Origin of the sequence: Streptomyces sp. NRRL B-1347, assembly GCF_000720325.1 — a bacterium.
Lineage (GTDB): Bacteria > Actinomycetota > Actinomycetes > Streptomycetales > Streptomycetaceae > Streptomyces.
This window is the reverse complement of sequence record NZ_JOJM01000024.1, coordinates 13,131-35,159: the sequence shown is the minus strand read 5'-3', so window position 1 is coordinate 35,159 and position 22,029 is coordinate 13,131. Positions and strand designations below refer to the sequence as shown.

The 22,029-nt window shown below is 72.4% G+C and carries 17 protein-coding genes; 13 read left to right on the top strand and 4 right to left on the bottom strand.

What is annotated here, in order from left to right:
* Positions 1-188 precede the first annotated feature (188 nt).
* From IG74_RS0121080 to IG74_RS0121065, 4 genes are all read right to left on the bottom strand, one after another.
* Complete coding sequence (locus IG74_RS0121080) at positions 189-2,600, bottom strand: transglutaminase TgpA family protein (protein WP_030679382.1); 2,412 nt, start codon at positions 2,598-2,600, stop codon at positions 189-191.
* Positions 2,597-4,012 (bottom strand): DUF58 domain-containing protein, encoded by a 1,416-nt coding sequence (locus tag IG74_RS0121075; protein WP_030679379.1) that lies wholly within the window; start codon positions 4,010-4,012, stop codon positions 2,597-2,599. The genes IG74_RS0121080 and IG74_RS0121075 overlap by 4 nt, the downstream gene beginning before the upstream one ends.
* A complete protein-coding gene (locus IG74_RS0121070; protein ID WP_030679378.1) occupies positions 4,012-5,031 on the bottom strand; it encodes an AAA family ATPase in 1,020 nt (339 codons plus the stop codon). Before IG74_RS0121070 ends, IG74_RS0121075 begins: the two co-directional genes overlap by 1 nt.
* A 368-nt stretch (positions 5,032-5,399) precedes the next feature.
* Entirely contained in the window at positions 5,400-5,963 is a 564-nt protein-coding gene (locus IG74_RS0121065; RefSeq protein WP_030679374.1) for a beta-class carbonic anhydrase, read from the bottom strand.
* Between the two features lie 413 nt (positions 5,964-6,376).
* Between IG74_RS0121065 and rsmH the strand changes: the two genes are divergently transcribed.
* From rsmH to IG74_RS0121000, 13 genes are all read left to right on the top strand, one after another.
* Positions 6,377-7,336: a 16S rRNA (cytosine(1402)-N(4))-methyltransferase RsmH gene (gene rsmH / locus IG74_RS0121060; protein ID WP_078868923.1), complete on the top strand. Its 960-nt coding sequence runs from the start codon at positions 6,377-6,379 to the stop codon at positions 7,334-7,336.
* A 98-nt stretch (positions 7,337-7,434) separates the two neighbouring features.
* A complete protein-coding gene (locus IG74_RS0121055) occupies positions 7,435-8,010 on the top strand; it encodes a hypothetical protein (protein WP_030679369.1) in 576 nt (191 codons plus the stop codon).
* Between the two features lie 5 nt (positions 8,011-8,015).
* Complete coding sequence (locus tag IG74_RS0121050) at positions 8,016-10,028, top strand: peptidoglycan D,D-transpeptidase FtsI family protein (protein WP_051855099.1); 2,013 nt, start codon at positions 8,016-8,018, stop codon at positions 10,026-10,028.
* Positions 10,029-10,040: 12 nt separating this feature from the next.
* The gene (locus tag IG74_RS0121045; protein WP_199818870.1) at positions 10,041-11,705 is read left to right on the top strand and encodes a UDP-N-acetylmuramoyl-L-alanyl-D-glutamate--2,6-diaminopimelate ligase; all 1,665 of its coding nucleotides are present in this window, start codon (positions 10,041-10,043) and stop codon (positions 11,703-11,705) included.
* Positions 11,706-11,709: 4 nt separating this feature from the next.
* Positions 11,710-13,128, top strand: a complete 1,419-nt coding sequence (locus tag IG74_RS0121040) for a UDP-N-acetylmuramoyl-tripeptide--D-alanyl-D-alanine ligase (protein WP_030679363.1) — start codon at positions 11,710-11,712, stop codon at positions 13,126-13,128.
* Positions 13,125-14,198, top strand: coding sequence for a phospho-N-acetylmuramoyl-pentapeptide-transferase (mraY, locus tag IG74_RS0121035; protein WP_030679360.1), 1,074 nt, complete (start codon positions 13,125-13,127; stop codon positions 14,196-14,198). Before IG74_RS0121040 ends, mraY begins: the two co-directional genes overlap by 4 nt.
* The gene (gene murD, locus IG74_RS0121030; RefSeq protein ID WP_030679358.1) at positions 14,180-15,679 is read left to right on the top strand and encodes a UDP-N-acetylmuramoyl-L-alanine--D-glutamate ligase; all 1,500 of its coding nucleotides are present in this window, start codon (positions 14,180-14,182) and stop codon (positions 15,677-15,679) included. Before mraY ends, murD begins: the two co-directional genes overlap by 19 nt.
* A gap of 124 nt (positions 15,680-15,803) precedes the next feature.
* The gene (gene ftsW / locus IG74_RS0121025; protein ID WP_030679355.1) at positions 15,804-17,126 is read left to right on the top strand and encodes a putative lipid II flippase FtsW; all 1,323 of its coding nucleotides are present in this window, start codon (positions 15,804-15,806) and stop codon (positions 17,124-17,126) included.
* Between the two features lie 6 nt (positions 17,127-17,132).
* Positions 17,133-18,227, top strand: a complete 1,095-nt coding sequence (murG, locus tag IG74_RS0121020) for an undecaprenyldiphospho-muramoylpentapeptide beta-N-acetylglucosaminyltransferase (RefSeq protein ID WP_030679353.1) — start codon at positions 17,133-17,135, stop codon at positions 18,225-18,227.
* Positions 18,228-18,241: 14 nt separating this feature from the next.
* Positions 18,242-19,033 (top strand): cell division protein FtsQ/DivIB, encoded by a 792-nt coding sequence (locus IG74_RS0121015; protein WP_030679350.1) that lies wholly within the window; start codon positions 18,242-18,244, stop codon positions 19,031-19,033.
* Between the two features lie 276 nt (positions 19,034-19,309).
* Positions 19,310-20,536: a cell division protein FtsZ gene (gene ftsZ, locus IG74_RS0121010; protein ID WP_030679347.1), complete on the top strand. Its 1,227-nt coding sequence runs from the start codon at positions 19,310-19,312 to the stop codon at positions 20,534-20,536.
* Between the two features lie 26 nt (positions 20,537-20,562).
* Positions 20,563-21,273: a peptidoglycan editing factor PgeF gene (pgeF, locus tag IG74_RS0121005; protein WP_107058986.1), complete on the top strand. Its 711-nt coding sequence runs from the start codon at positions 20,563-20,565 to the stop codon at positions 21,271-21,273.
* A 6-nt stretch (positions 21,274-21,279) separates the two neighbouring features.
* A complete protein-coding gene (locus tag IG74_RS0121000) occupies positions 21,280-21,999 on the top strand; it encodes a YggS family pyridoxal phosphate-dependent enzyme (RefSeq protein ID WP_030679340.1) in 720 nt (239 codons plus the stop codon).
* The last annotated feature ends 30 nt before the right edge of the window (positions 22,000-22,029 follow it).

The following is a 22,029-nucleotide window of genomic DNA, read 5'->3' as shown; positions in this document are numbered from 1 at the left end:
GCCCCGAAGATCCAGTGGGCGCACTGGTGGCCCCGCCCGGGACCCAGCCCCCTCCGGCGTTTGCTCGCGCATGTGCACTCGCACATCGGTTGATGGTGAAGGGTCCACACACATGTGTGGGGTGACCGCAGGAACGCGGTCACCCCACACATGTTTCGGGCCAGGCCAGGACGGCCGGACCCGGGGGCTCAGCCCCCTTCGCGCGCCGCGGGGCGGGCGGGCCACCGCTTGGCCAGACGGCGCTGGCACCGGGCGCGCAGCGCCGTCCAGCGCTCCGAGAGGGACCACATCACCCGCGCGGCCGAACGCGGCGCGAGCGTCGCCCGCAGCCGGGCCGAACGGCTCGCCGAGGCGCGCAGCCCCTCCCGCAGCCGCCGCACGTCGTCGGGCAGCCCCGTCGTCAACCGCGGCTGCGGCGCGTACAGGACCTGCTCCACCGCCGCCGCGACCCGGTGCACGGACGCCGCGGCGCCCGCTTCAAGGCCGCCGACGCGGACGATCCGGGCCGCCGCCTTCCGCGGTGTCTGGGACTCGTCCGGCGGGATGCCGTGGTCCCACGCGGTGTCCGTGACCTCCAGCCAGGCCGCGAGGGTCCGCGTCGCCGCGTCCGTCTCCGTGCGCCCGCCGACGCCGAGCCGCACCGCGCGCACCCGCGTCCGCCACAGCAGCGGCAACAGGGGCACCAGGAGCACGGCCAGGCCCGCCAACGAGCCGCCCACGATCATCCCGATCGGCGGCCCGCCGTCGTCGGAGCCCGTCGCGAGCAGCGGCAGCGCGCTGTTGCAGCCGCCCGCCTGACGCTGGTCGCGCGGGCAGTCCGAGGACTGCGAGGGCTGCGGGGACTCAGCCGCCGACGTGGACGGCTCGGGCGCCGCCGGGTCGTCGGCGTCGTCGGTCGGCGCCTGGTCACGGGCGTAGTCCGGCACGGAACCGCGGGACGGCGTCGGCTCGAAGCGGGTCCAGCCCACGCCTTCGAAGTACAGCTCGGGCCAGGCGTGCGCGTCCCGGAGCCCCACCGACATGGTGCCGTCCGCCTGCGCGGAGCCCGGCGTGAAGCCCACGGCCACGCGCGCCGGAATGCCCAGCGTGCGCGCCATCGACGCCATGGCGAAGGAGAAGTGGACGCAGAAGCCCTCCTTCTGGTCCAGGAAGCGCGCGATCGCCGAGGGACCGCTGCCCGCGCGGACCTGCGTGTTGTACGTGAAGCCGCCGTCGGAGGCGAACCAGTCCTGGAGCTTCACCGCCCGCTCGTGGTCGTTCGCCGTGCCCCGGGTGATCCTGCGGGCCGTCTCGCCCACCACCGCGGGCAGCGTGTCCGGCACCTTGGTGAACTCCCGCTTCACGGCGTCGGGCGGCGGGGGCGCGGCCGCGAGCTGCTCGGCCGTGGGCTCCACGACCAGGCTGTTGACGGAGTACTGCACGCCCCGCGTGGTCTGCCCGCGGTCGCCGACCACGGCGCGGCCCACGGGCTCGTACCGCCAGCGCCCGTCGATGCGGACCTGGCTCGCCGGGTACGGCATGGGCAGCCAGTTCTGCGCGTAGCCCTCCGCCGCCGAGATGTTCGTCTGGATCTCGGTCCTGCGGACTGTGGGGGACAGGCCCGGCGGGTCCGGCAGGCGCGAGGGGATGTCCTCGATGTCCCGGACGGTGGTCTTCCACGTCGTCCCGTCGAACTGGTCGAGCGAGACGATCCGCAGATACATCTCCTGCGAGTTCTTCGCATTCGTGCGGTACGAGATGACCTCGCGGTCCTCCGGCTGGTTCAGGCTGTCCTGCAGCGCGACCAGCGGGTTCACCGCGGAGATCGTGCCGCCTCCGCCGCGGCCGCCGCCCCCCGGCCCGTTCGAGTCGTCCAGGAGGCCGCCGTCGAGGGCGGGCAGCGCGAGCGGCACCACCAGGGCGACGCCCAGGGCGACCGCGCCGATGCGGCGGCCCGTGCGCACCGGGGCGAGGGCGCCGCCGTCGCCGTCCAGGCCCGCCGAGACCCGGCCGGGCGGCCGGGCCGCCCCGCCGAAGACCCGCCCCCACTGCGAGAGCCGGTCCCGGCCCTCCGCGAGGAGCAGCAGCAGATACCCGGCGGCCGCGAGCAGGAACCACAGCCACCCGGCGCCGTCCTCGGCGAGGCCCGCCGCGATCGAGTACAGGGCGAGCAGCGGCAGTCCCGCCGGTGCCGCCGTGCGGAACGTCACCGCGAGGGCGTCCACCAGGAGCCCGACCACGAGCACGCCGCCGACCAGCATCAGCCGGATGCCGTCGGTGAGCGGCGCCGGGATCGCGTACCGTCCGACGTCGTCGCCGCCCGCCTCCAGGAGCAGGCCGAAGTGCCGGAACACCTCGGGGGTGGGGACCACCCCGGCGAGCGCCTGCTCCCGGCCGAAGACCAGCGTCAGGAGCAGCAGGGTGACCAGGGCCTGCACGGCCACCGTCAGCGGCCGGGCGAGCGGCACCCGCCGGGCCAGGCCGCCCACGCCGCTCTGCAGCGCGAGCAGGATCGCCGCCTGCACCAGCCAGCCCGACTCGTCGACGAGCGGCAGCATCGCGCCCGACGCCATCAGCGTCGCGGCGGCCGCGCACAGCGCGAGTCGCGTACGCCCGCTCATGACCATCCCCCTGTTCCGCCCGCCGTCGGGGCCGTGCCCGCCGCCGGGGCCGCGCCCGCGCTGGTGCGCAGGTGGTCCGCCTGGCGCCACAGGTCGACCAGTGGCACCCCGGGTGGCACGACGACCGCCGTCCAGCCCGCCTCGTGCAGCAGCCGCAGCCGGTCCGCGGCCTGCGCGGACGGCGGTGCGCCCGCGCCCCGCAGCCAGGCGTGGCTGTCCGTGAGGAAGGCGACCGCCGCGCCGCTGCGCTGGCGCATCTTGGCGATCACCGTGGCCTGCTCCTCGTCCAGGTCGCCGATGAAGGCCACGAGGAGGCCTTCGTTGCCGCCGCGGAGCACGTCGTACGCGCGCGAGAGGCCCGCGCCGTCCGAGTGGTCGATCACGGCGAGCGTGTCCATCATCAGCCCGGCCGAGTCCGCCGACTCCTGGCTCGCGCCCGCGAAGCCGTCGGCGCCCTCACCGGGCAGCGAGTTGCCCGTGTCCGTCAACAGACGTACGGAAAAGCCCCGTTCGAGCATGTGCACCAGCGTGGAGGCGGCGCCCGAGACGGCCCACTCGAAGGCCGAGTCCGGGCCCGCGCCCTGGTAGGCCACCGCGCGGGTGTCCAGGAGCACCGTGCAGCGGGAGCGCTGCGGCTGCTCCTCGCGGCGCACCATCAGCTCGCCGTAGCGCGCGGTGGAGCGCCAGTGGACGCGGCGCAGGTCGTCGCCGTAGCGGTAGCCGCGCGGAATGACGTCGTCCTCGCCCGCGAGGGCGAGCGACCGGTGCCGTCCGTCGCCGTACCCCTTGGCCTCGCCGGTCAGCCGCACCGCCGGGAGCGCCTCCACGCGCGGGACCACCGTCAGCGTGTCGTACGTGGAGAAGGACCTGGTCAGCTCGCACATCCCGAAGGGGTCGGTGAGGCGCAGCTGGAGCGGGCCCAGCGGATAGCGGCCGCGCAGGTCCGAGCGGACGCGGTAGGACACCTCGCGGCGGCCGCCCGGCTCCACCCGGTCGAGCACGAACCGCGGCCGCGGCCCGAGCACGTACGGAACGCGGTCCTGGAGCATCAGCAGGCCCGTGGGCAGCCGCGAGACGTTCTCCATCCGCAGGTGCACGCGCGCCTCCGAACCGGCGGGCACGCGCGCGGGGGAGAGCCGGCGGCTGCCCGCGACGCGGTAGCGCGTGCGGTACAGCACGGCGGAGCACACCAGCGGCAGGGCCGCGAGCAGCAGTCCGACCCGCAGCAGATCGCCCTGGCCGAGCACGTAGGCGCAGACGGCGGCGGCGATGCCCGCCGCGAAGAAGGAGCGGCCCCGGGTGGTGAGCCCGGCGAGCGCCGTGCGCAGCCCGCCCCGCTCGCCCCTGTCTCCCCCGTCCCCTGAGCCGCCGGGGCCGTCGGGGCGCTCCGACGGCCTCCCCCCGGCCGTCATCACAGCCTCCGGGCGCCGGGCGGCTGCTGACCGAAGAACCCCTGGCCGGGCTGCTGGGCCGCCGGGACCGGGGTGCGCTGGAGGATCTCCAGGACGACCGATTCGGCCGTGCGGCGGTTCAGCTGGGCCTGGGCCGTGGGCAGCAGCCGGTGGGCGAGGACGGCGACGGCCAGCGCCTGCACGTCGTCCGGCAGCGCGAAGTCACGGCCGCTGAGCGCCGCGGACGCCTTGGCGGCCCGCAGCAGGTGCAGGGTCGCGCGCGGCGAGGCGCCGAGTCTCAGGTCGGGGTGGTTGCGCGTGGCGCCGACCAGGTCGACCGCGTACCGCCGCACGGCCTCGGCGACGTGGACCGTGCGGACCGCGTCGATGAGCTTCACGATGTCGTGCGCGTGCGCCACCGGCTGGAGGTCGTCCAGCGGGGAGACGCCGCCGTGCACGTCCAGCATCTGCAGCTCGGCCTCGGGGCCCGGATAGCCGATCGAGACGCGCGCCATGAAGCGGTCGCGCTGCGCCTCGGGCAGCGGATAGGTGCCCTCCATCTCCACCGGGTTCTGCGTGGCCACCACCATGAACGGGCTGGGCAGTTCGTACGTCTGCCCGTCGATGGTGACCTGGCGCTCCTCCATGGACTCCAGGAGCGCGGACTGCGTCTTCGGGGACGCGCGGTTGATCTCGTCGCCGATCACGATCTGCGCGAAGATCGCTCCCGGCTTGAACTCGAAGTCACGGCGCTGCTGGTCCCAGATGGACACACCCGTGATGTCCGACGGCAGCAGGTCCGGCGTGAACTGGATACGCCGCACCGAGCAGTCGATGGACCGCGCGAGCGCCTTGGCGAGCATGGTCTTGCCCACGCCCGGAACATCCTCGATGAGCAAGTGCCCCTCGGCGAGGAGCACGGTCAGCGAAAGCCGTACGACCTCCGGCTTGCCCTCGATCACACCCTCGACCGACCCGCGGACACGCTCCGCCGTGGCGGTCAGATCTGTCAGGCTCGCTCGATCGTCATAGGTCGTCACCCGGCCCTCCTCGGCCCTTCCCCACGCTCGGCAAGGAGCAAGGGACACCTCTTTTCATGGTTCCCCGGGCCGACACTCGCGTGCGGACCGGCCCACCCCGAAACACGGACACCACGCGTGAATGGTTCAGCGCGGTGCCACACAGGCATTCTTGTTGGGCATACCGGTTCGTGTCACTTGCCTGTGGATAACTGGCGCCGTTATGTCGGATCTTGCGGTGTTTCAGGTGCCGGAAATTGTCCGGTACCCGGTACCTCTGCGTCACACACTGTCGCTTTGGTCACGCGGCTCACCGAGCCGCGCACCGGCGGGGCGGCACCGCTCCCGGGCGGCACCGTCCCGCTCGGGCGGACGGACGCGTCAGCGCGTCAGGCGGGGTCGATCTCGCGCAGCAGGCCCGTGTGCACGTCGAAGACGAATCCGCGCACGTCGTCGGCGTGCAGCAGGAACGGCGAGGTGCGCACCCGCTGCATCGACTGGCGCACGTCCTGGTCGACGTCGCGGAAGGACTCCACGGCCCACGACGGCCGCTGTCCGACCTCCATCTCGAGGTCGTGCCGGAACTCCTCGGTGAGGGACTCGAGGCCGCAGCCCGTGTGGTGGATGAGGGCCACGCTGCGGGTGCCGAGCGCGCGCTGGCTGATCGTCAGCGAGCGGATGACGTCGTCGGTGACGACGCCGCCGGCGTTGCGGATGGTGTGGCAGTCGCCGAGTTCGAGCCCGAGTGCGGCGTGCAGGTCGAGGCGGGCGTCCATGCAGGCCACGACCGCGACCCGGAGGACGGGCCGGGCGTCCATGCCGGGGTCGGTGAAGCGCGCCGCGTAGCGCGTGTTCGCGTCGACCAGGCGGTCGGTGACGGTGCCGCCCTCGTGCGCACCGCCGGTGGGTATGGCGCCTTCGGGCTCAGTGGGGAGGGATGCGGAAGTCGTCATGACTATGACGGTAGTGGTCACAGCGGGTGCGGGCCCGTTGTGAGAGGGGACAAAGAACATCATTGAACGTTGTTGTGAGGTAACCCACAGGAGTGGGCGCGCGGCGGCCGAACGGGTGAAACCGCGCGGATCGCCGACGGGATTCCGGTCGGGCCGCGCCGCGCAGGCCGGTTGATTGACCGCGAGACAGGGTGGACTAAAGTGACGCGAAGCGGGAGCGGAGACCTGCTCCCCGCTGGTACATCCGGAGATTCGCAGAATTCCCCACGTGCGTGGCGCGTACGTACGGCTCGGCCTCCTCCCGCTCCCGGTCGGCTGACGCCGCCCCCCGGCGCCGGCACACCGGTTCCCCTTCGTCGAGCGGGCGGGGACCCGGCGGTGCGTACGGCGCCCGCCGGACCTGAGAGGGCCCCTTGAGCAGCAGTCGACATGTCCCGGTGATGCTCCAGCGGTGTCTTGACCTGCTGGCCCCGGCACTCGCACGGCCGGGGGCCGTCGTCGTCGACTGCACCCTCGGCCTCGGCGGCCACAGCGAGGCCCTCCTCGCCGCCTTCCCCGAGGCCCGCCTCATCGCCCTGGACCGCGACAAGGAGGCGCTGCGCCTGTCCGGCGAGCGGCTCGCGCCCTACGGCGAGCGCGCGACCCTCGTCCACGCGGTCTACGACGAGCTGCCCGAGGTGCTCGACCGGCTCGGCGTCCCGCGCGTGCAGGGCGTCCTGTTCGACCTCGGCGTCTCCTCCATGCAGCTCGACGAGGCGGACCGCGGCTTCGCCTACGCCCAGGACGCGCCCCTCGACATGCGCATGGACCAGACGACGGGCATGAGCGCCGCCGAGGTCCTCAACACCTACCCCCCGGGCGAGCTGGTCCGCATCCTGCGCGCGTACGGCGAGGAGAAGCAGGCCAAGCGGATCGTGTCCGCCGTCGTGCGCGAGCGCGACAAGGAGCCCTTCAGCAACAGCGCCCGGCTCGTCGAGCTGATCCGGGACGCGCTGCCGCAGGCCGCCAAGCGCACCGGCGGCAACCCCGCCAAGCGCACCTTCCAGGCCCTGCGCATCGAGGTCAACGGCGAGCTGAGCGTCCTGGAGCGGGCCATCCCCGCGGCCGTGAAGGCGCTCGCCGTGGACGGCCGCATCGCCGTCCTGTCGTACCACTCCCTTGAGGACCGCCTGGTCAAGCAGGTGTTCGCGGCCGGTGCCGCGACGACGGCGCCGGCCGGCCTGCCGGTCGTGCCCGAGGAGTACCAGCCGCGGCTCAAGCTGCTCACGCGCGGTGCCGAACTGCCCACCGAGGAGGAGATCGCGGAGAACCGCAGAGCCGCGCCCGCGCGGCTGCGCGGGGCGCAGCGCATCCGCGAGGACGTCACTCGGTGAGAGGCGTCCACGAGGTGCCCGCGGGAGAGAGCGCCCGCGCGGACCGCGGTGGCGAAGGGTCCGCATGACCGAGGTGGCTTCGTGAAGGAGGTGGCTCCGTGAGCAAGAGACCGCAGCTGCGGGGGAGGGCGGCGCGGCTCGCGCGGCTGCTGCCCGCGGGCCCGAGCCAGGCCGCCCGCACCCCTTTCATGCTCCTGGTCGTACTGCTGCTCGGCGGCGGCCTGATCACGCTCCTGCTGCTCAACTCCTCGCTCAACGAAGGGTCCTTCCAGCTCAGCAAGTTGAAGAAGGAGACCCAGGAGCTCACCGACGAGGAGCAGCAGCTCCAACGGGACGTCGACGAGCATGCCGCCCCGGAGGCGCTCCAGCGCCGCGCCCGTGAGCTCGGCATGGTCCCCGGCGGCGACCCGGCCTTCCTGAACCCCGACGGCACCGTCCGCGGGGTGCCCGGCGCCGCGCCGGGGCCGTCCGCCCTGCGCGAGTCCGCGGCCCGCCCGCCCGCGCCGCTGCCCCCTGCGGCCCCGGCGCCCCAGGCCCCCGAGGCGCTGCCCACCCCCGGGGCCGTGCCGTCCCCGGCGCCCAGCCCCGCCGCCGTACCGCCCGCGAGCGGCACCGCGCCGGGCGCGGTGCCGCCCCCTTCCGCGAAGCCCGCCCCCACGACCTCCGGCAGGTGACGTAAGTGACGGACCGTCAACCGCCGCCCCGGCGCCGCGTCCCCGGACCGGCCCGCCCCGTCCGGCCCGCGCGCGGCGGCGGGCCGCGCCGCCCCCAGCAGGGCCCGCGGCAGGGCCGCGGCCCGCGCCCGGCCGCGGCCCGGGCCAAGCCGCTGCGCCTGGGCAGCCCCCGGCCGCGGCTCCGCCTGGTCAGCCTCGCCCTGACCCTGGTGATGCTGGCGTTCGTGGTGCGGCTCCTCCAGGTGCAGGCCGTCGACGCCGACGCGTACGCCGCCAAGGCGGAGAAGAACCGGTACTCCAGCCACAAGATCGCCGCCGAGCGCGGGGCCATCACCGACCGCAGGGGCGTCGAGCTCGCCACCAGCGTGGACGCGTACGACATCACGGCCGACCCCACGCTCTTCACGGCCGAGGAGACGAAGATCAAGGACGCGCCCGAGCAGGCCGCGGCCCTGCTCGCGCCGATCGTCGACGAGGACACCGACGTCCTCGCCAAGAAGCTCAGGACGCCCGACACCCGCTTCACGCTGCTCGCCCGCCGCGAGACCCCGCAGGTGTGGAAGCAGATCAAGGACCTGCGCGCCACGCTCGCCGACAAGGCGAACGCCGACGCCGAGGCGGTCAACGTCCTCGCCGGCGTCTTCGCCGTGCCCACCAGCAAGCGCGTGTACCCGAACGACGACCTGGCCGCCGGGATACTGGGCTGGGTCAACGCCGACGGCAAGGGCGGCGGCGGCATCGAGCAGCAGCTCGAGAAGGACCTCGCGGGCAAGCGCGGCGAGATCCGCTACGCCCAGTCCGGCGGCCGCCAAGTCCCGACCGCGGGCACCAACGAGAAGCCCGCCGTGCCCGGCTCGGACGTCGAGCTGACCATCGACCGCGACATCCAGTGGGCCGCGCAGGACGCCATCACCGAGCAGGTCAGGAAGTCCCGGGCGGACCGCGGCTACGTGGTCGTGCAGGACACCCGCACCGGCGAGGTCCTCGCCATGGCCAACGCGCCCGGCTTTGACCCCAACGACCTGTCGCGGGCCGCGAGCGGCAGCCTCGGCAACGCGGCGGTGCAGGACGCCTACGAACCGGGTTCCACCGCCAAGGTCATGTCGATGGCCGCCGTCCTGGAGGAGAACGCGGCGACGCCGCACACCCGGGTCACCGTCCCCAACCGGCTGCACCGCGGCGACCGGCTCTTCCAGGACGACATCGACCACCCGACCTGGTACCTCACGCTCAACGGCGTGCTCGCCAAGTCCAGCAACATCGGCACGATCCTCGCCACCGGCGAGCTGGGGAACACCCAGCGGCAGGTGAACCGGACCCTCTACGCGTACCTGCGGAAGTTCGGCATCGGCAAGCCCAGCGGACTCGGCTTCCCGGGCGAGACCAAGGGCATCCTCGCGCCGCCCGACAAGTGGTCGACCTCGCAGCAGTTCACCATCCCGTTCGGCCAGGGCGTGTCCATCAACGCCATGCAGGCGGCCTCCGTGTACTCGACCATCGCCAACGACGGCGTACGGATCGAGCCCACGCTCGTGCGCGGCACCAAGGGGCCCGACGGCCGCTTCACGCCCGCGTCCGCGCCCGGGAAGAACCGCGTCGTCAGCAAGAAGACCGCGAACACCGTCGCGCGGATGCTGGAGTCCGTCGTCGACGACGAGGAAGGCACCGGTACGAAGGCGCGCATCCCCGGCTACCGCGTCGCGGGCAAGACCGGCACGGCCAACCGCGTCGACCCGCAGACCGGCCGCTACCGCGGCTACACCTCGTCCTTCGCCGGGTTCGCGCCCGCCGACAAGCCGCGCGTCACCGTGTACTGCGTCATCCAGAACGCCAAGAAGGGCAGCTACTTCGGCGGCCAGATCTGCGGACCCATCTACAAGAAGGTCATGCAGTTCTCCCTGAAGACCCTCCAGGTGCCGCCCACCGGCCACACGCCCGCCCGCCTCCCGGTCACCTTCACCCCGGGGAAGACCGAGACCCCCGGCCGTCCCCCGGCCGCCGACAAGCCGGGCCGCTGAGCGGGATCCGCCGTGACGACGATCACCCCGGATCCGGGGAACCGCACACCAGGGCCCCTCCCTTTTGGCCCCAGCGGGGGTACGCCCGGTACGCTCACCGCCGTGCCACACGCTGATCAGTCCCAAACCACCCAGAAGGACGCTCCCGTGAACTATCCGGGACCGCCGAGGCCGGCCCAGGTCTCCGCCACCCCTCTCGCGGAGCTCGCCGATCAGCTGGGGGCCGCGGTCCCGGGCACCGCGCCGGGCGCCACCGGCGTCACCGGCATCACCCACGACTCGCGCGCCGTGCGCCCCGGCGACCTGTACGTCGCGCTGCCCGGCGCCCGCATGCACGGCGCCGACTTCGTCGCCCAGGCCGCCGACCACGGCGCCGCCGCCATCCTCACCGACCCGACGGGCGCCGAGCGCGCCGCCGCCACGGGCCTGCCGGTCCTCGTCGTCGAGGACCCGCGCGGCCGCATGGGCGAGCTGGCCGCCACGGTGTACGGCCACCCGGGCCGCGACCTGCTCCAGATCGGCATCACCGGGACGTCCGGCAAGACGACGACCGCGTACCTCATGGAGGGCGGGCTGCGGCAGGTCCGCAGCACCGGCCTGATCGGCACCGTCGAGATGCGCATCGGCGACGAGCGGATCAAGTCCGAGCGCACCACGCCCGAAGCCACCGACCTGCAGGCGCTGTTCGCGGTGATGCGCGAGCGCGGCGTCCAAGCGGTCGCGATGGAGGTCTCCAGCCACGCCCTGGTACTCGGGCGCGTGGACGGCTGCGTGTTCGACGTGGCCGTGTTCAACAACCTGAGCCCGGAGCACATGGAGTTCCACTCCGACATGGAGGACTACTTCCGGGCCAAGGCGCAGCTGTTCACGGAGCGCCGCGCGCGGCTCGGCGTCGTCAACTACGACGACGAGTACGGCCGCAGACTCCTGGCCGAGTCCGAGGTGCCGGTCACCAGCTTCTCCGCCGAGGGCCACCCGGACGCCGACTGGCGCGCCGAGGACGTCCAAGTGGGTCCGCTGGACTCCACGTTCACCGCCGTCGGCCCCAAGGGTGAGCGGGTCTCCGCGAAGTCGCCGCTGGCGGGCCCGTTCAACGTCGCCAACACGCTCGCCGCGATCGTCGCGCTCGCCGTCGCCGGGATCGACCCGCAGACCGCGGCCGACGGCATCGGCGCGGTACCCGGGGTCCCGGGCCGCCTGGAGCGCGTCGACGCCGGCCAGGACTACCTCGCGGTCGTCGACTACGCCCACAAGACGGACGCCGTCGAATCGGTCCTGCGCGCGCTGCGCAAGGTCACCGAGGGCAAGCTGCACATCGTGCTCGGCTGCGGCGGCGACCGCGACCAGACCAAGCGGATGCCGATGGGCGCCGCCGCCGCCCGGCTCGCCGACACCGCCGTACTGACCTCCGACAACCCCCGCTCCGAGGACCCCCTCGCGATCCTCGCCGCCATGCTCGCGGGCGCCGCCGAGGTGCCCGCCCACGAGCGCGGCGAGGTCGCCGTCTTCGAGGACAGGGCCGCCGCGATCGCCGCGGCCGTCGCCCGCGCAGAGCCCGGCGACACCGTCCTCGTCGCGGGCAAGGGCCACGAGCAGGGCCAGGACATCGCCGGGGTGGTCCGTCCCTTCGACGACCGCCAGGTGCTTCGCGAAGCTATCCAGCAAACCCAGGGATGAAGTTGTGATCGCCCTCTCCCTCGCCGAGATCGCCACCGTCGTCGGCGGGCAGACGTACGACATACCGGATCCGTCGGTCCGGGTCACCGCGCCGGTCGTCCGGGACTCCCGTGAGGTGGAGCCCGGCAGCCTGTTCGCCGCGTTCGTCGGCGAGCGCGTCGACGGCCACGACTACGCGGCGCAGGTCGTTGCGGCGGGTGCCGTGGCCGTCCTCGCGCAGCGGCCCGTCGGCGTGCCCGCCATCGTCGTCGAGGACGTGCAGACGGCGCTCGGCGCGCTCGCCCGGCACGTCGTCGCCCGGCTCGGCGCCACCCTCGTGGCCCTCACCGGCTCCGCGGGCAAGACCAGCACCAAGGACCTGATCGCGCAGGTGCTCCAGCGCGAGGCGCCGACGGTGTGGACGCCCGGCTCGTTCAACAACGAGATCGGGCTGCCGCTGACCGCGCTGTCCGCCACCGAGGAGACCAGGTTCCTGGTCCTGGAGATGGGCGCGCGCGGCAAGGGCCACATCCGCTATCTGACCGGGCTCACGCCGCCCAAGGTCGGTCTCGTCCTGAACGTCGGCACCGCCCACATCGGCGAGTTCGGCGGCCGCGAGCAGATCGCGGAAGCAAAGGGCGAGCTGGTCGAGAGCCTCCCGGCGGACGGCACCGCGATCCTCAACGCCGACGATCCGCTGGTGCGCGCGATGGCCTCGCGCACGCAGGCGCGCGTGCTGCTCTTCGGAGAGGCCGCCGACGCCGACGTACGCGCCGAGAATGTCCGGCTCACGGAGAACGGACAGCCGGCCTTCACGCTGCACACACCCTCCGGGTGCAGCGACGTGCGACTGCGCCTGTACGGTGAGCACCACGTGTCGAACGCGCTCGCCGCGGCCGCCGTCGCCCATGACCTTGGCATGCCCGTGGACGAGATCGCCCTCGCGCTCTCCGAGGCGGGCACGCTGTCCCGCTGGCGTATGGAGGTCACCGAGCGCCCGGACGGCGTGACGGTCGTCAACGACGCCTACAACGCGAACCCCGAGTCCATGCGCGCGGCCCTGCGTGCGCTGGCCGCCATGGGCAAGGGGCGCCGCACGTGGGCGGTGCTCGGCCACATGGCCGAGCTCGGGGACGAGGGGCTCGCCGAGCACGACGCGGTCGGACGCCTTGCCGTCCGGCTGAACGTGAACAAGCTCGTGGCAGTCGGGGGCAGGGAAGCGTCCTGGCTCCAACTGGGCGCATACAACGAGGGTTCGTGGGGTGAGGAGTCGGTGCACGTGTCCGACGCACAGGCGGCGATCGACCTGCTGCGCAGCGAGCTGCGCCCAGGAGACGTCGTGCTGGTGAAGGCGTCCAGATCGGTGGGCCTCGAGAGCGTCGCGCAGACGCTCGTGGCGGACACCGCCGCCGGCACCGCGACGGGCGGAGTTGACGCCCGATGATGAAGCAAGTTCTCTTCGCGGGTGTGATCGGGCTCTTCCTGACCCTGGTCGGGACGCCCCTGCTGATCAAGCTCCTGGCACGCAAGGGCTATGGCCAGTACATCCGCGACGACGGCCCGCGCGAGCACCACAGCAAGCGCGGTACGCCGACCATGGGTGGCATCGCCTTCATCCTGGCGACCCTCATCGCGTACTTCCTGAGCAAGATCATCACGGGTGCCGAGCCCACCATCTCGGGTCTGCTCGTGCTCGGCCTGATGGCGGGCATGGGCCTGGTCGGCTTCCTCGACGACTACATCAAGATCGTCAAGCGCCGCTCGCTCGGTCTGCGTGCCAAGGCGAAGATGGCCGGACAGCTGATCGTCGGCATCGCCTTCGCCGTCATCTCGCTGCAGTTCGCCGACGGCCGGGGCCAGACCCCGGCGTCCACGAAGCTGTCGTTCGTGGAGGACTTCGGCTGGTCGATCGGCCCGGTCCTGTTCGTCGTCTGGGCGCTGTTCATGATCCTGGCGATGTCGAACGGCGTGAACCTCACCGACGGCCTCGACGGCCTCGCCACCGGCGCCTCCGTGATGGTCTTCGGCGCGTACACGTTCATCGGTGTCTGGCAGTTCCAGGAGTCCTGCGCCAACGCCCAGGACCTCACCAACCCGGCCGCCTGTTTCGAGGTCAGGGACCCGCTCGACCTGGCCGTCGTGGCCTCCGCGCTGATGGGCGCCTGCTTCGGCTTCCTGTGGTGGAACACCTCGCCCGCCAAGATCTTCATGGGCGACACCGGCTCGCTGGCCCTCGGCGGCGCGCTCGCCGGCCTCGCCATCTGCTCCCGCACGGAGATGCTGCTCGCGCTCCTCGGCGGCCTCTTCGTCCTCATCACCATGTCGGTGGTCATCCAGGTCGGCTCCTTCCGACTGACCGGTAAGCGGGTCTTCCGGATGGCACCGTTGCAGCACCACTTCGAACTCAAGGGCTGGTCCGAAGTCCTGGTCGTGGTCCGCTTCTGGATCATCCAGGGCATGTGCGTCATCGTCGGACTCGGCCTCTTCTACGCCGGATGGGCAGCCAAGAAGTGAGCGACTGGCAGGACTCCTGGAAGGGTCTGCGCGTCACCGTCGCCGGGCTCGGCGTCAGCGGTGTCAGCGCCGCCCGCGCGCTCGCGGGCCTGGGCGCCGTGGTGACCGTCGTGGACGGCGGCTCGGGCCCCGCGCTCGAGGCGCGGGCCGCGGAGCTCGCCGGGGCGGGCGTCACCGTGCGCCTCGGGGACGCGGAGACGCTGCCCGAGGGGACCGGCCTCGTCGTCACCTCGCCGGGCTGGCAGCCGCAGAGCCCGCTGTTCCTCGCCGCCGCCGAAGCGGGCGTCGACGTCGTCGGCGACGTGGAGGTCGCCTGGCGCCTGCGCGGCCCCGGTGCCGCCCCCTGGCTGGCCGTCACCGGCACCAACGGCAAGACCACGACCACCCGGATGCTGGCGTCGATCCTGCGCGCCGCGGGCCTGCGCACCGCCGCCGTCGGCAACATCGGTACGCCGATCGTCGACGTCGTGCTGGAAGACGAGGCGGCGCGCGCAGCGCGTTCGGTCGAGGGTGGTGGGCGACGGGAGGGCGACGGGGCCTACGACGTACTCGCCGTCGAGCTGTCCAGCTATCAGCTGCACTGGGCGCCCTCCTTGCGCGCGCACTCCGCCGCCGTCCTGAACCTGGCCCCCGACCACCTCGACTGGCACGGCTCCATGGAGGCGTACGCCGCCGACAAGGGCCGGATCTACGAAGGCAACCAGGTGGCGTGCGTCTACAACGCCGACGCCACCGACAAGCCGTCCACCGAGGATCTGGTCCGCGAGGCCGACGTCGAGGAGGGCTGCCGCGCCATCGGCTTCACGCTGAGCGCGCCCGCCCCCTCGCAACTCGGCGTCGTGGAGGGCATCCTGGTCGACCGTGCCTTCGTACCGGACCGCCAGAAGCAGGCCCAGGAGCTCGCCGAGGTCTCCGACGTCAGCCCGCCGGCCCCGCACAACATCGCCAACGCCCTCGCGGCGGCGGCGCTCGCCCGCGCCTTCGGCGTGGCCCCGCAGGCCGTCCGCGACGGGCTGCGGGCCTTCCGCCCCGACGCCCACCGCATCGAGCACGTCGCCGACGTGGCCGGTGTCGCCTACGTCGACGACTCCAAGGCCACCAACACCCACGCGGCCCAGGCCTCGTTGGCGGCGTACGAGTCGATCGTGTGGATCGCGGGCGGCCTCGCCAAGGGCGCGACCTTCGACGAGCTGGTCGCCGCGTCGGCGAAGCGGCTGCGCGGCGCCGTCCTGATCGGCGCCGACCGCGCCCTGATCAGGGAAGCCCTCGCGCGACACGCGCCGGAAGTGCCGGTCGTCGACCTCGACCGGACCGACACTGGGGCGATGGCCGAGGCGGTACGCCAGGCGGCACGGCTCGCAGCGCCGGGGGACACCGTCCTGATGGCTCCGGCCTGTGCGTCGATGGACATGTTCACCAACTACAACAAGCGTGGTGACGCGTTCGCGGAAGCGGTTCGCGAACTCGGCGCGAACGCCTGACACGGGCCCGGGAGGGCGCCGCCGTCAGGCACCCGGCACCGTGAGGAGGGCACGTGAAAGCGTCGGCGTTGTGGGTGTGGGGGCGTTCTCGGGTACGGCCGCGCGCCGGTCTGGGGCGGCGCTGATGGCCGGGCGCGCCCCGGTCCGTACGCCCCGTGTCCCGCGTACGCCGAAACGACCGCCCCGCCCGCGCAGCACCCCCGTGCCGCGCGAGAGCCCCGTGCGACGGCTCTACACCAGGGCCCGGCGGGCCTGGGACCGGCCGCTGACCGCGTACTACCTGATCTTCGGCGCGGCGCTGCTCATCACCGCCCTCGGCCTGGTGATGGTCTACTCGGCGTCCATGATCCAGGCGCTGCAGCTGAACCTGCCCGCCTCCTATTTCTTCCGCAAGCAGTTCGTCGCCGCGGTCCTCGGCGGCACGCTGCTGCTCGCCGCCATGCGGATGCCGGTGAAGCTGCACCGGGCGCTGTCCTACCCGATCCTCGCGGGGTCCGTCTTCCTGATGGTCCTCGTCCAGATCCCGGGGATAGGGCGCAGCGTCAACGGCAATCAGAACTGGATCTATTTGGGGGGTCCGTTCCAGCTCCAGCCCAGTGAGTTCGGCAAGCTCGCCCTCGTGCTCTGGGGCGCCGACCTGCTGGCGCGCAAACAGGACAAGCGGCTGCTCACCCAGTGGAAGCACATGCTGGTGCCGCTCGTGCCCGTCACCTTCATGCTGCTCGGCCTGATCATGCTGGGCGGCGACATGGGCACGGCGATCATCCTCACCGCGATCCTGTTCGGCCTGCTCTGGCTGGCCGGTGCGCCCACACGGCTGTTCGCGGGCGTGCTGAGCATCGCGGCCCTCCTCGGTGTGATCCTCATCAAGACGAGCCCCAACCGCATGGCGCGCCTGGAGTGCATCGGCGCGACCGAGCCGGGACCCGGCGACTCCTGCTGGCAGGCCGTGCACGGCATCTACGCCCTCGCCTCGGGCGGATTCTTCGGTTCCGGACTGGGCGCGAGTGTGGAAAAATGGGGTCAACTACCCGAACCGCACACCGACTTCATCTTCGCCATCACCGGCGAGGAACTCGGTCTCGCGGGGACTCTGTCGGTGCTCGCCCTGTTCGCGGCTCTAGGCTATGCGGGTATCCGCGTGGCCGGACGCACGGAGGACCCCTTCGTGAGGTACGCCGCGGGAGGTGTGACCACCTGGATCACGGCCCAGGCCGTGGTCAACATCGGTGCGGTGCTCGGCCTGCTGCCGATCGCCGGTGTCCCGCTCCCGCTGTTCTCCTACGGAGGCTCAGCCCTGCTGCCGACCATGTTCGCCGTCGGACTCCTCATCGCCTTCGCGCGACAGGATCCCGCGGCGAAGGCGGCCCTGGCCATGCGGCAACCTCGGGTGAGATGGAACACGATGCGACGGCGCGTCAAGGCGCGTTCGTCCGGAGAGCGGTGAATTTCGGTGCATGTCGTACTCGCCGGCGGGGGGACCGCCGGCCACATCGAGCCCGCGCTTGCCCTCGCAGACGCCCTGCGCAGGCAGGACCCGACCGTGGGCATCACGGCCCTCGGCACGGAGCGCGGCCTCGAGACCCGACTCGTACCCGAGCGCGGTTACGAACTCGCCCTGATCCCCGCCGTCCCCCTGCCGCGCAAGCCCACACCTGAGCTGATCACGGTGCCCGGGCGGCTGCGCGGCACCATCAAGGCGGCCGAGCAGGTCCTGGAGCGCACCAAGGCGGACTGCGTCGTCGGCTTCGGCGGCTACGTGGCGCTGCCCGCCTACCTCGCGGCCAAGCGCCGCGGCGTGCCGATCGTGGTGCACGAGGCCAACGCGCGCCCCGGCCTCGCCAACAAGATCGGCTCCCGGTACGCGGCGGCCGTCGCGGTCTCCACGCCCGACAGCAAGCTGCGCGGCTCGCGCTACATCGGCATCCCGCTGCGCCGCGCCATCGCCATGCTGGACCGCGCGCGGGTGCGCCCGGAGGCCAGGGACGCCTTCGGCCTCGACCCGAACCTGCCCACCCTCCTGGTCTCCGGCGGCTCCCAGGGCGCCCGGCGCCTGAACGAGGTCGTCCAGCAGGTGGCCCCGGTCCTGCAGCGCGCGGGCATCCAGATCCTGCACGCCGTCGGCCCGAAGAACGAATTGCCGTACGTCGAGAACATGCCCGGAATGCCGCCCTACATCCCGGTACCGTACGTGGACCGGATGGACCTCGCGTACGCGGCGGCGGACATGATGCTCTGCCGCGCGGGCGCGATGACCGTCGCCGAACTCTCCGCCGTCGGGCTCCCGGCCGCCTACGTCCCGCTGCCCATCGGCAACGGCGAACAGCGGCTCAACGCCCAGCCGGTGGTCAAGGCGGGCGGCGGACTGCTGGTCGACGACGCGGAACTGACGCCCGAATGGGTCCAGTCCCAGGTCCTTCCCGTGCTCGCCGACCCGCACCGCCTGTACGAGATGTCCCGTGCGGCCTCGGAGTTCGGGCGCAGGGACGCCGACGACCTCCTGGTCAACATGGTGCACGAGGCGATTGCGTCACGCCGCAGCGCGTGAGAAGGCAGGGGAGAGTGGCCGGACAGAAGACCGCCGAACGGCAGGGGCCCAAGTCCGGCCCGCCCCGCCCGCGCTCGCGCCGCCCCCGGCTGCCGAAGTCGCGCACCCTGATCCTGCTCGCGGCCCTGCTGTGCGTCATCGGCGGGGCCACGATCTGGGTGCTCTACGGCTCGCCCTGGCTGCGCGTGGAGCGGGTCACGGCGACCGGGACCGTGGTCCTCAAGCCGGATCGGGTGCGCGAGGTGGCGGGCATCCGCGGCGGCGGACCGCTGATTTCGGTCGACTCCGACGCCGTCGAGGAGCGGCTGCGGAGAGAATTGCCCCGTATTGACTCGGTTGACGTCATCCGCGACTGGCCCCACGGAATCACACTGAAAGTGACCGAGCGCACCCCCGCCCTGCTCATCGAGAAGGGCGGGAAGTTCGTCGAAGTGGACGCCAAGGGTGTGCGCTTCGCCACGGTCGACAAGGCCCCGAAGGGCACCCCGCGCCTTGTCCTGACACCGCATCAGTCCGGCGGCGCGGCAGCCAGCCTGCGCCGCTTCGGCCCCGACCGGCTGCGCCGGGAGGCGGTCCGGGTGGCCACGGACCTGCCCGGCGCCGTGGCAGGCGACACCACCGTGGTCAAGGTCCGGTCGTACGACTCCATCTCGCTGGAGTTGGCGGACGGGCGCACGGTCGCCTGGGGGAGCAGCGAGAACGGCCGTATGAAGGCCGAAGCCCTGAGCGCCCTGATGAAAGCCGTCCCCAAGGCACGGCACTTCGACGTGACCGTCCCCACCGCCCCCGCGTCATCGGCGAGTTGACGTACATCTGCGCAGGCCAGCACCCTGGATGGGCATTGCTACGCCTGATCACATAGGGTGAAAAGAAAAACGGGAGGTTCGGCGTGTTCGTTGAACGCGCGCCACTTGTCGACTTAGTGTCCTGTTCGGAAGAGTCCAGGGAACAGACACACTGGTAACCCTAAACTTCAGCGTTAGGGTTCGGGTCGGCGATTCGGACCGTCCCATTCGGCATCAGTCGGCGTATCGCGGCAGCGTGATACGGCGACACGTAACTCGAGGCGAGAGGCCTTCGACGTGGCAGCACCGCAGAACTACCTCGCAGTCATCAAAGTCATCGGTGTCGGCGGCGGTGGTGTCAATGCCATCAACCGGATGATCGAGGTCGGTCTCAAGGGCGTCGAGTTCATCGCCATCAACACCGACGCGCAAGCCCTGTTGATGAGCGACGCCGACGTCAAGCTCGACGTCGGCCGTGAACTCACCCGCGGACTCGGCGCCGGCGCCAACCCGGCCGTCGGCCGCAAGGCCGCCGAAGACCACCGCGAGGAGATCGAGGAGGTCCTCAAGGGGGCCGACATGGTCTTCGTCACGGCCGGTGAGGGCGGCGGCACCGGCACGGGCGGCGCGCCCGTGGTCGCCAACATCGCGCGCTCGCTCGGCGCCCTGACGATCGGTGTGGTCACCCGGCCGTTCACCTTCGAGGGCCGTCGGCGCGCGAACCAGGCGGAGGACGGCATCGCCGAGCTCCGCGAAGAGGTCGACACCCTCATCGTCATCCCGAACGACCGGCTGCTCTCCATCTCGGACCGCCAGGTCAGCGTGCTCGACGCCTTCAAGTCGGCCGACCAGGTCCTGCTCTCCGGCGTTCAGGGCATCACCGACCTCATCACCACGCCCGGCCTGATCAACCTCGACTTCGCCGACGTCAAGTCGGTCATGTCCGAGGCCGGTTCGGCGCTCATGGGCATCGGCTCGGCCCGCGGCGACGACCGCGCGGTGGCCGCCGCCGAGATGGCGATCTCCTCGCCGCTCCTGGAAGCCTCCATCGACGGCGCCCGCGGCGTGCTGCTCTCCATCTCCGGCGGCTCCGACCTCGGTCTCTTCGAGATCAACGAGGCGGCCCAGCTGGTCAGCGAGGCGGCCCACCCGGAGGCCAACATCATCTTCGGCGCGGTCATCGACGACGCGCTCGGCGACGAGGTCCGGGTCACCGTCATCGCCGCCGGGTTCGACGGCGGCCAGCCGCCGGCCAAGCGGGACAACGTCCTGGGATCGGCCTCCAGCAAGCGCGAGGAGCCCGCTCCCGCGAGCCGTCCCGCTGAATCGTCCCGCCCGGCACCGGCTTTCGGCGGCCTCGGCAGCGTCACTCCGCGCGAGGAGCCCCCGGCCCCGGAGCCGGTCGAACCGGCCCCGGTGAACGAGGCGCCCGCCTCGCCGGTGACGCCCCCGCAGGTCCCGCCGACCCGTCTGCACCAGGACAGCCAGGCCGAAGAGCTGGACGTGCCGGACTTCCTGAAGTGATAGGCGAAAGCTCCGGAACGAGCACTGTGAGCGGCGCGCACTTCGCCTTCACCGACAGGTGGGGCGGGGTGAGCGCCGTTCCGTACGAAGAGCTCAACCTCGGCGGAGCGGTCGGCGACGATCCCGACGCCGTACTGCGGAACCGCGAACTGGCCGCCAAGTCCCTGGGCGTCGCCCCGGGGCGGGTGGTCTGGATGCGCCAGGTGCACGGCCGGGACGTCGCCGTGGTCGACGGGCCCTGGCCCGCGGACCAGGAGATTCCGGCGGTCGACGCCGTCGTCACCGCCGAGCGCGGCCTGGCCCTCGCCGTACTGACCGCCGACTGCACCCCCGTACTCCTCGCCGACCCGGTGGCCGGTGTCGTCGCCGCGGCGCACGCGGGCCGTCCGGGCATGGTCGCCGGAGTGGTGCCCGCGGCCGTCGAGGCCATGGTGGGCCTGGGCGCTGAGCCCGGCCGGATCGTGGCCCGCACCGGCCCGGCCGTCTGCGGCCGCTGTTATGAAGTACCCGCGGACATGCGCGCCGACGTCGCCGCCGTGGAATCCGCGGCGTACGCCGTCACGAGCTGGGGCACACCGGCGGTCGACGTGACCGCCGGGGTGCACGCGCAGCTGGAGCGGCTCGGGGTGCGCGACCGGGAGCAGTCGCCGGTGTGCACGCTGGAGTCGGGTGACCACTTCTCGTACCGCCGCGACCGCGTCACCGGTCGGCTCGCGGGCTATGTCTGGCTGGACTGATGGGGCATGACGGACCGTAAGTCGGAACTCGCCGCAAACCTGGCGAATGTGGAACAGCGCATCGAGGCGGCCTGCGCGGCCGCCGGACGCAAGCGCGAAGAAGTGACCCTCATCGTGGTCACCAAGACCTATCCCGCGAGCGACGTACGCGCGCTCGCCGGGCTCGGTGTGCGTCATGTCGCCGAGAACCGCGACCAGGACGCGGCCCCCAAGGCCGCCGCCTGCGCGGACCTGCCGCTCAGCTGGCACTTCGTCGGCCAGCTGCAGACCAACAAGGTGCGTTCCGTGGTCGGTTACGCGGACGTGGTGCAGTCGGTGGACCGGCCGAAGCTCGTCACCGCGCTCTCGGCCGCGGCCGTCCGGGCCGGGCGGGAGGTGGGCTGCCTGCTCCAGGTCGCCCTTGACGCCGGGGAGAGCGGTCGCGGGGAGCGCGGCGGCGTGGGTCCCGGCGGAATCGAAGAGTTGGCCGGTCTCGTGGCCGACGCCCCCGGGCTCCGGCTCGACGGTCTGATGACGGTCGCGCCGCTCACCGGGGAATACGCGGGACGGCAACAGGCGGCGTTCGAGCGGCTGATGGATTTGTCGACTGCCCTGCGCGTGGCCCATCCGGCTGCGAACATGGTCTCGGCAGGTATGAGTGCGGACCTCGAACAGGCCGTTGCGGCCGGTGCGACACATGTGCGCGTCGGTACAGCGGTACTCGGAGTCCGACGCGGGCTCGGGTAACGTCGCCAGGAAGTCGGACCACAGCAGAAA

Bases quoted from the DNA above. Each gene is read 5' to 3' on its own strand.
- IG74_RS0121075 (WP_030679379.1), bottom strand. From the start codon at position 4,012: ATGACGGCCGGGGGGAGGCCGTCGGAGCGCCCCGACGGCCCCGGCGGC.
- ftsW (WP_030679355.1), top strand. From the start codon at position 15,804: ATGGCCGGGCGCGCCCCGGTCCGTACGCCCCGTGTCCCGCGTACGCCG.
- IG74_RS0121000 (WP_030679340.1), top strand. From the start codon at position 21,280: ATGACGGACCGTAAGTCGGAACTCGCCGCAAACCTGGCGAATGTGGAA.
- IG74_RS0121065 (WP_030679374.1), bottom strand. From the start codon at position 5,963: ATGACGACTTCCGCATCCCTCCCCACTGAGCCCGAAGGCGCCATACCC.
- IG74_RS0121080 (WP_030679382.1), bottom strand. From the start codon at position 2,600: ATGAGCGGGCGTACGCGACTCGCGCTGTGCGCGGCCGCCGCGACGCTG.
- mraY (WP_030679360.1), top strand. From the start codon at position 13,125: ATGATGAAGCAAGTTCTCTTCGCGGGTGTGATCGGGCTCTTCCTGACC.
- murD (WP_030679358.1), top strand. From the start codon at position 14,180: ATGGGCAGCCAAGAAGTGAGCGACTGGCAGGACTCCTGGAAGGGTCTG.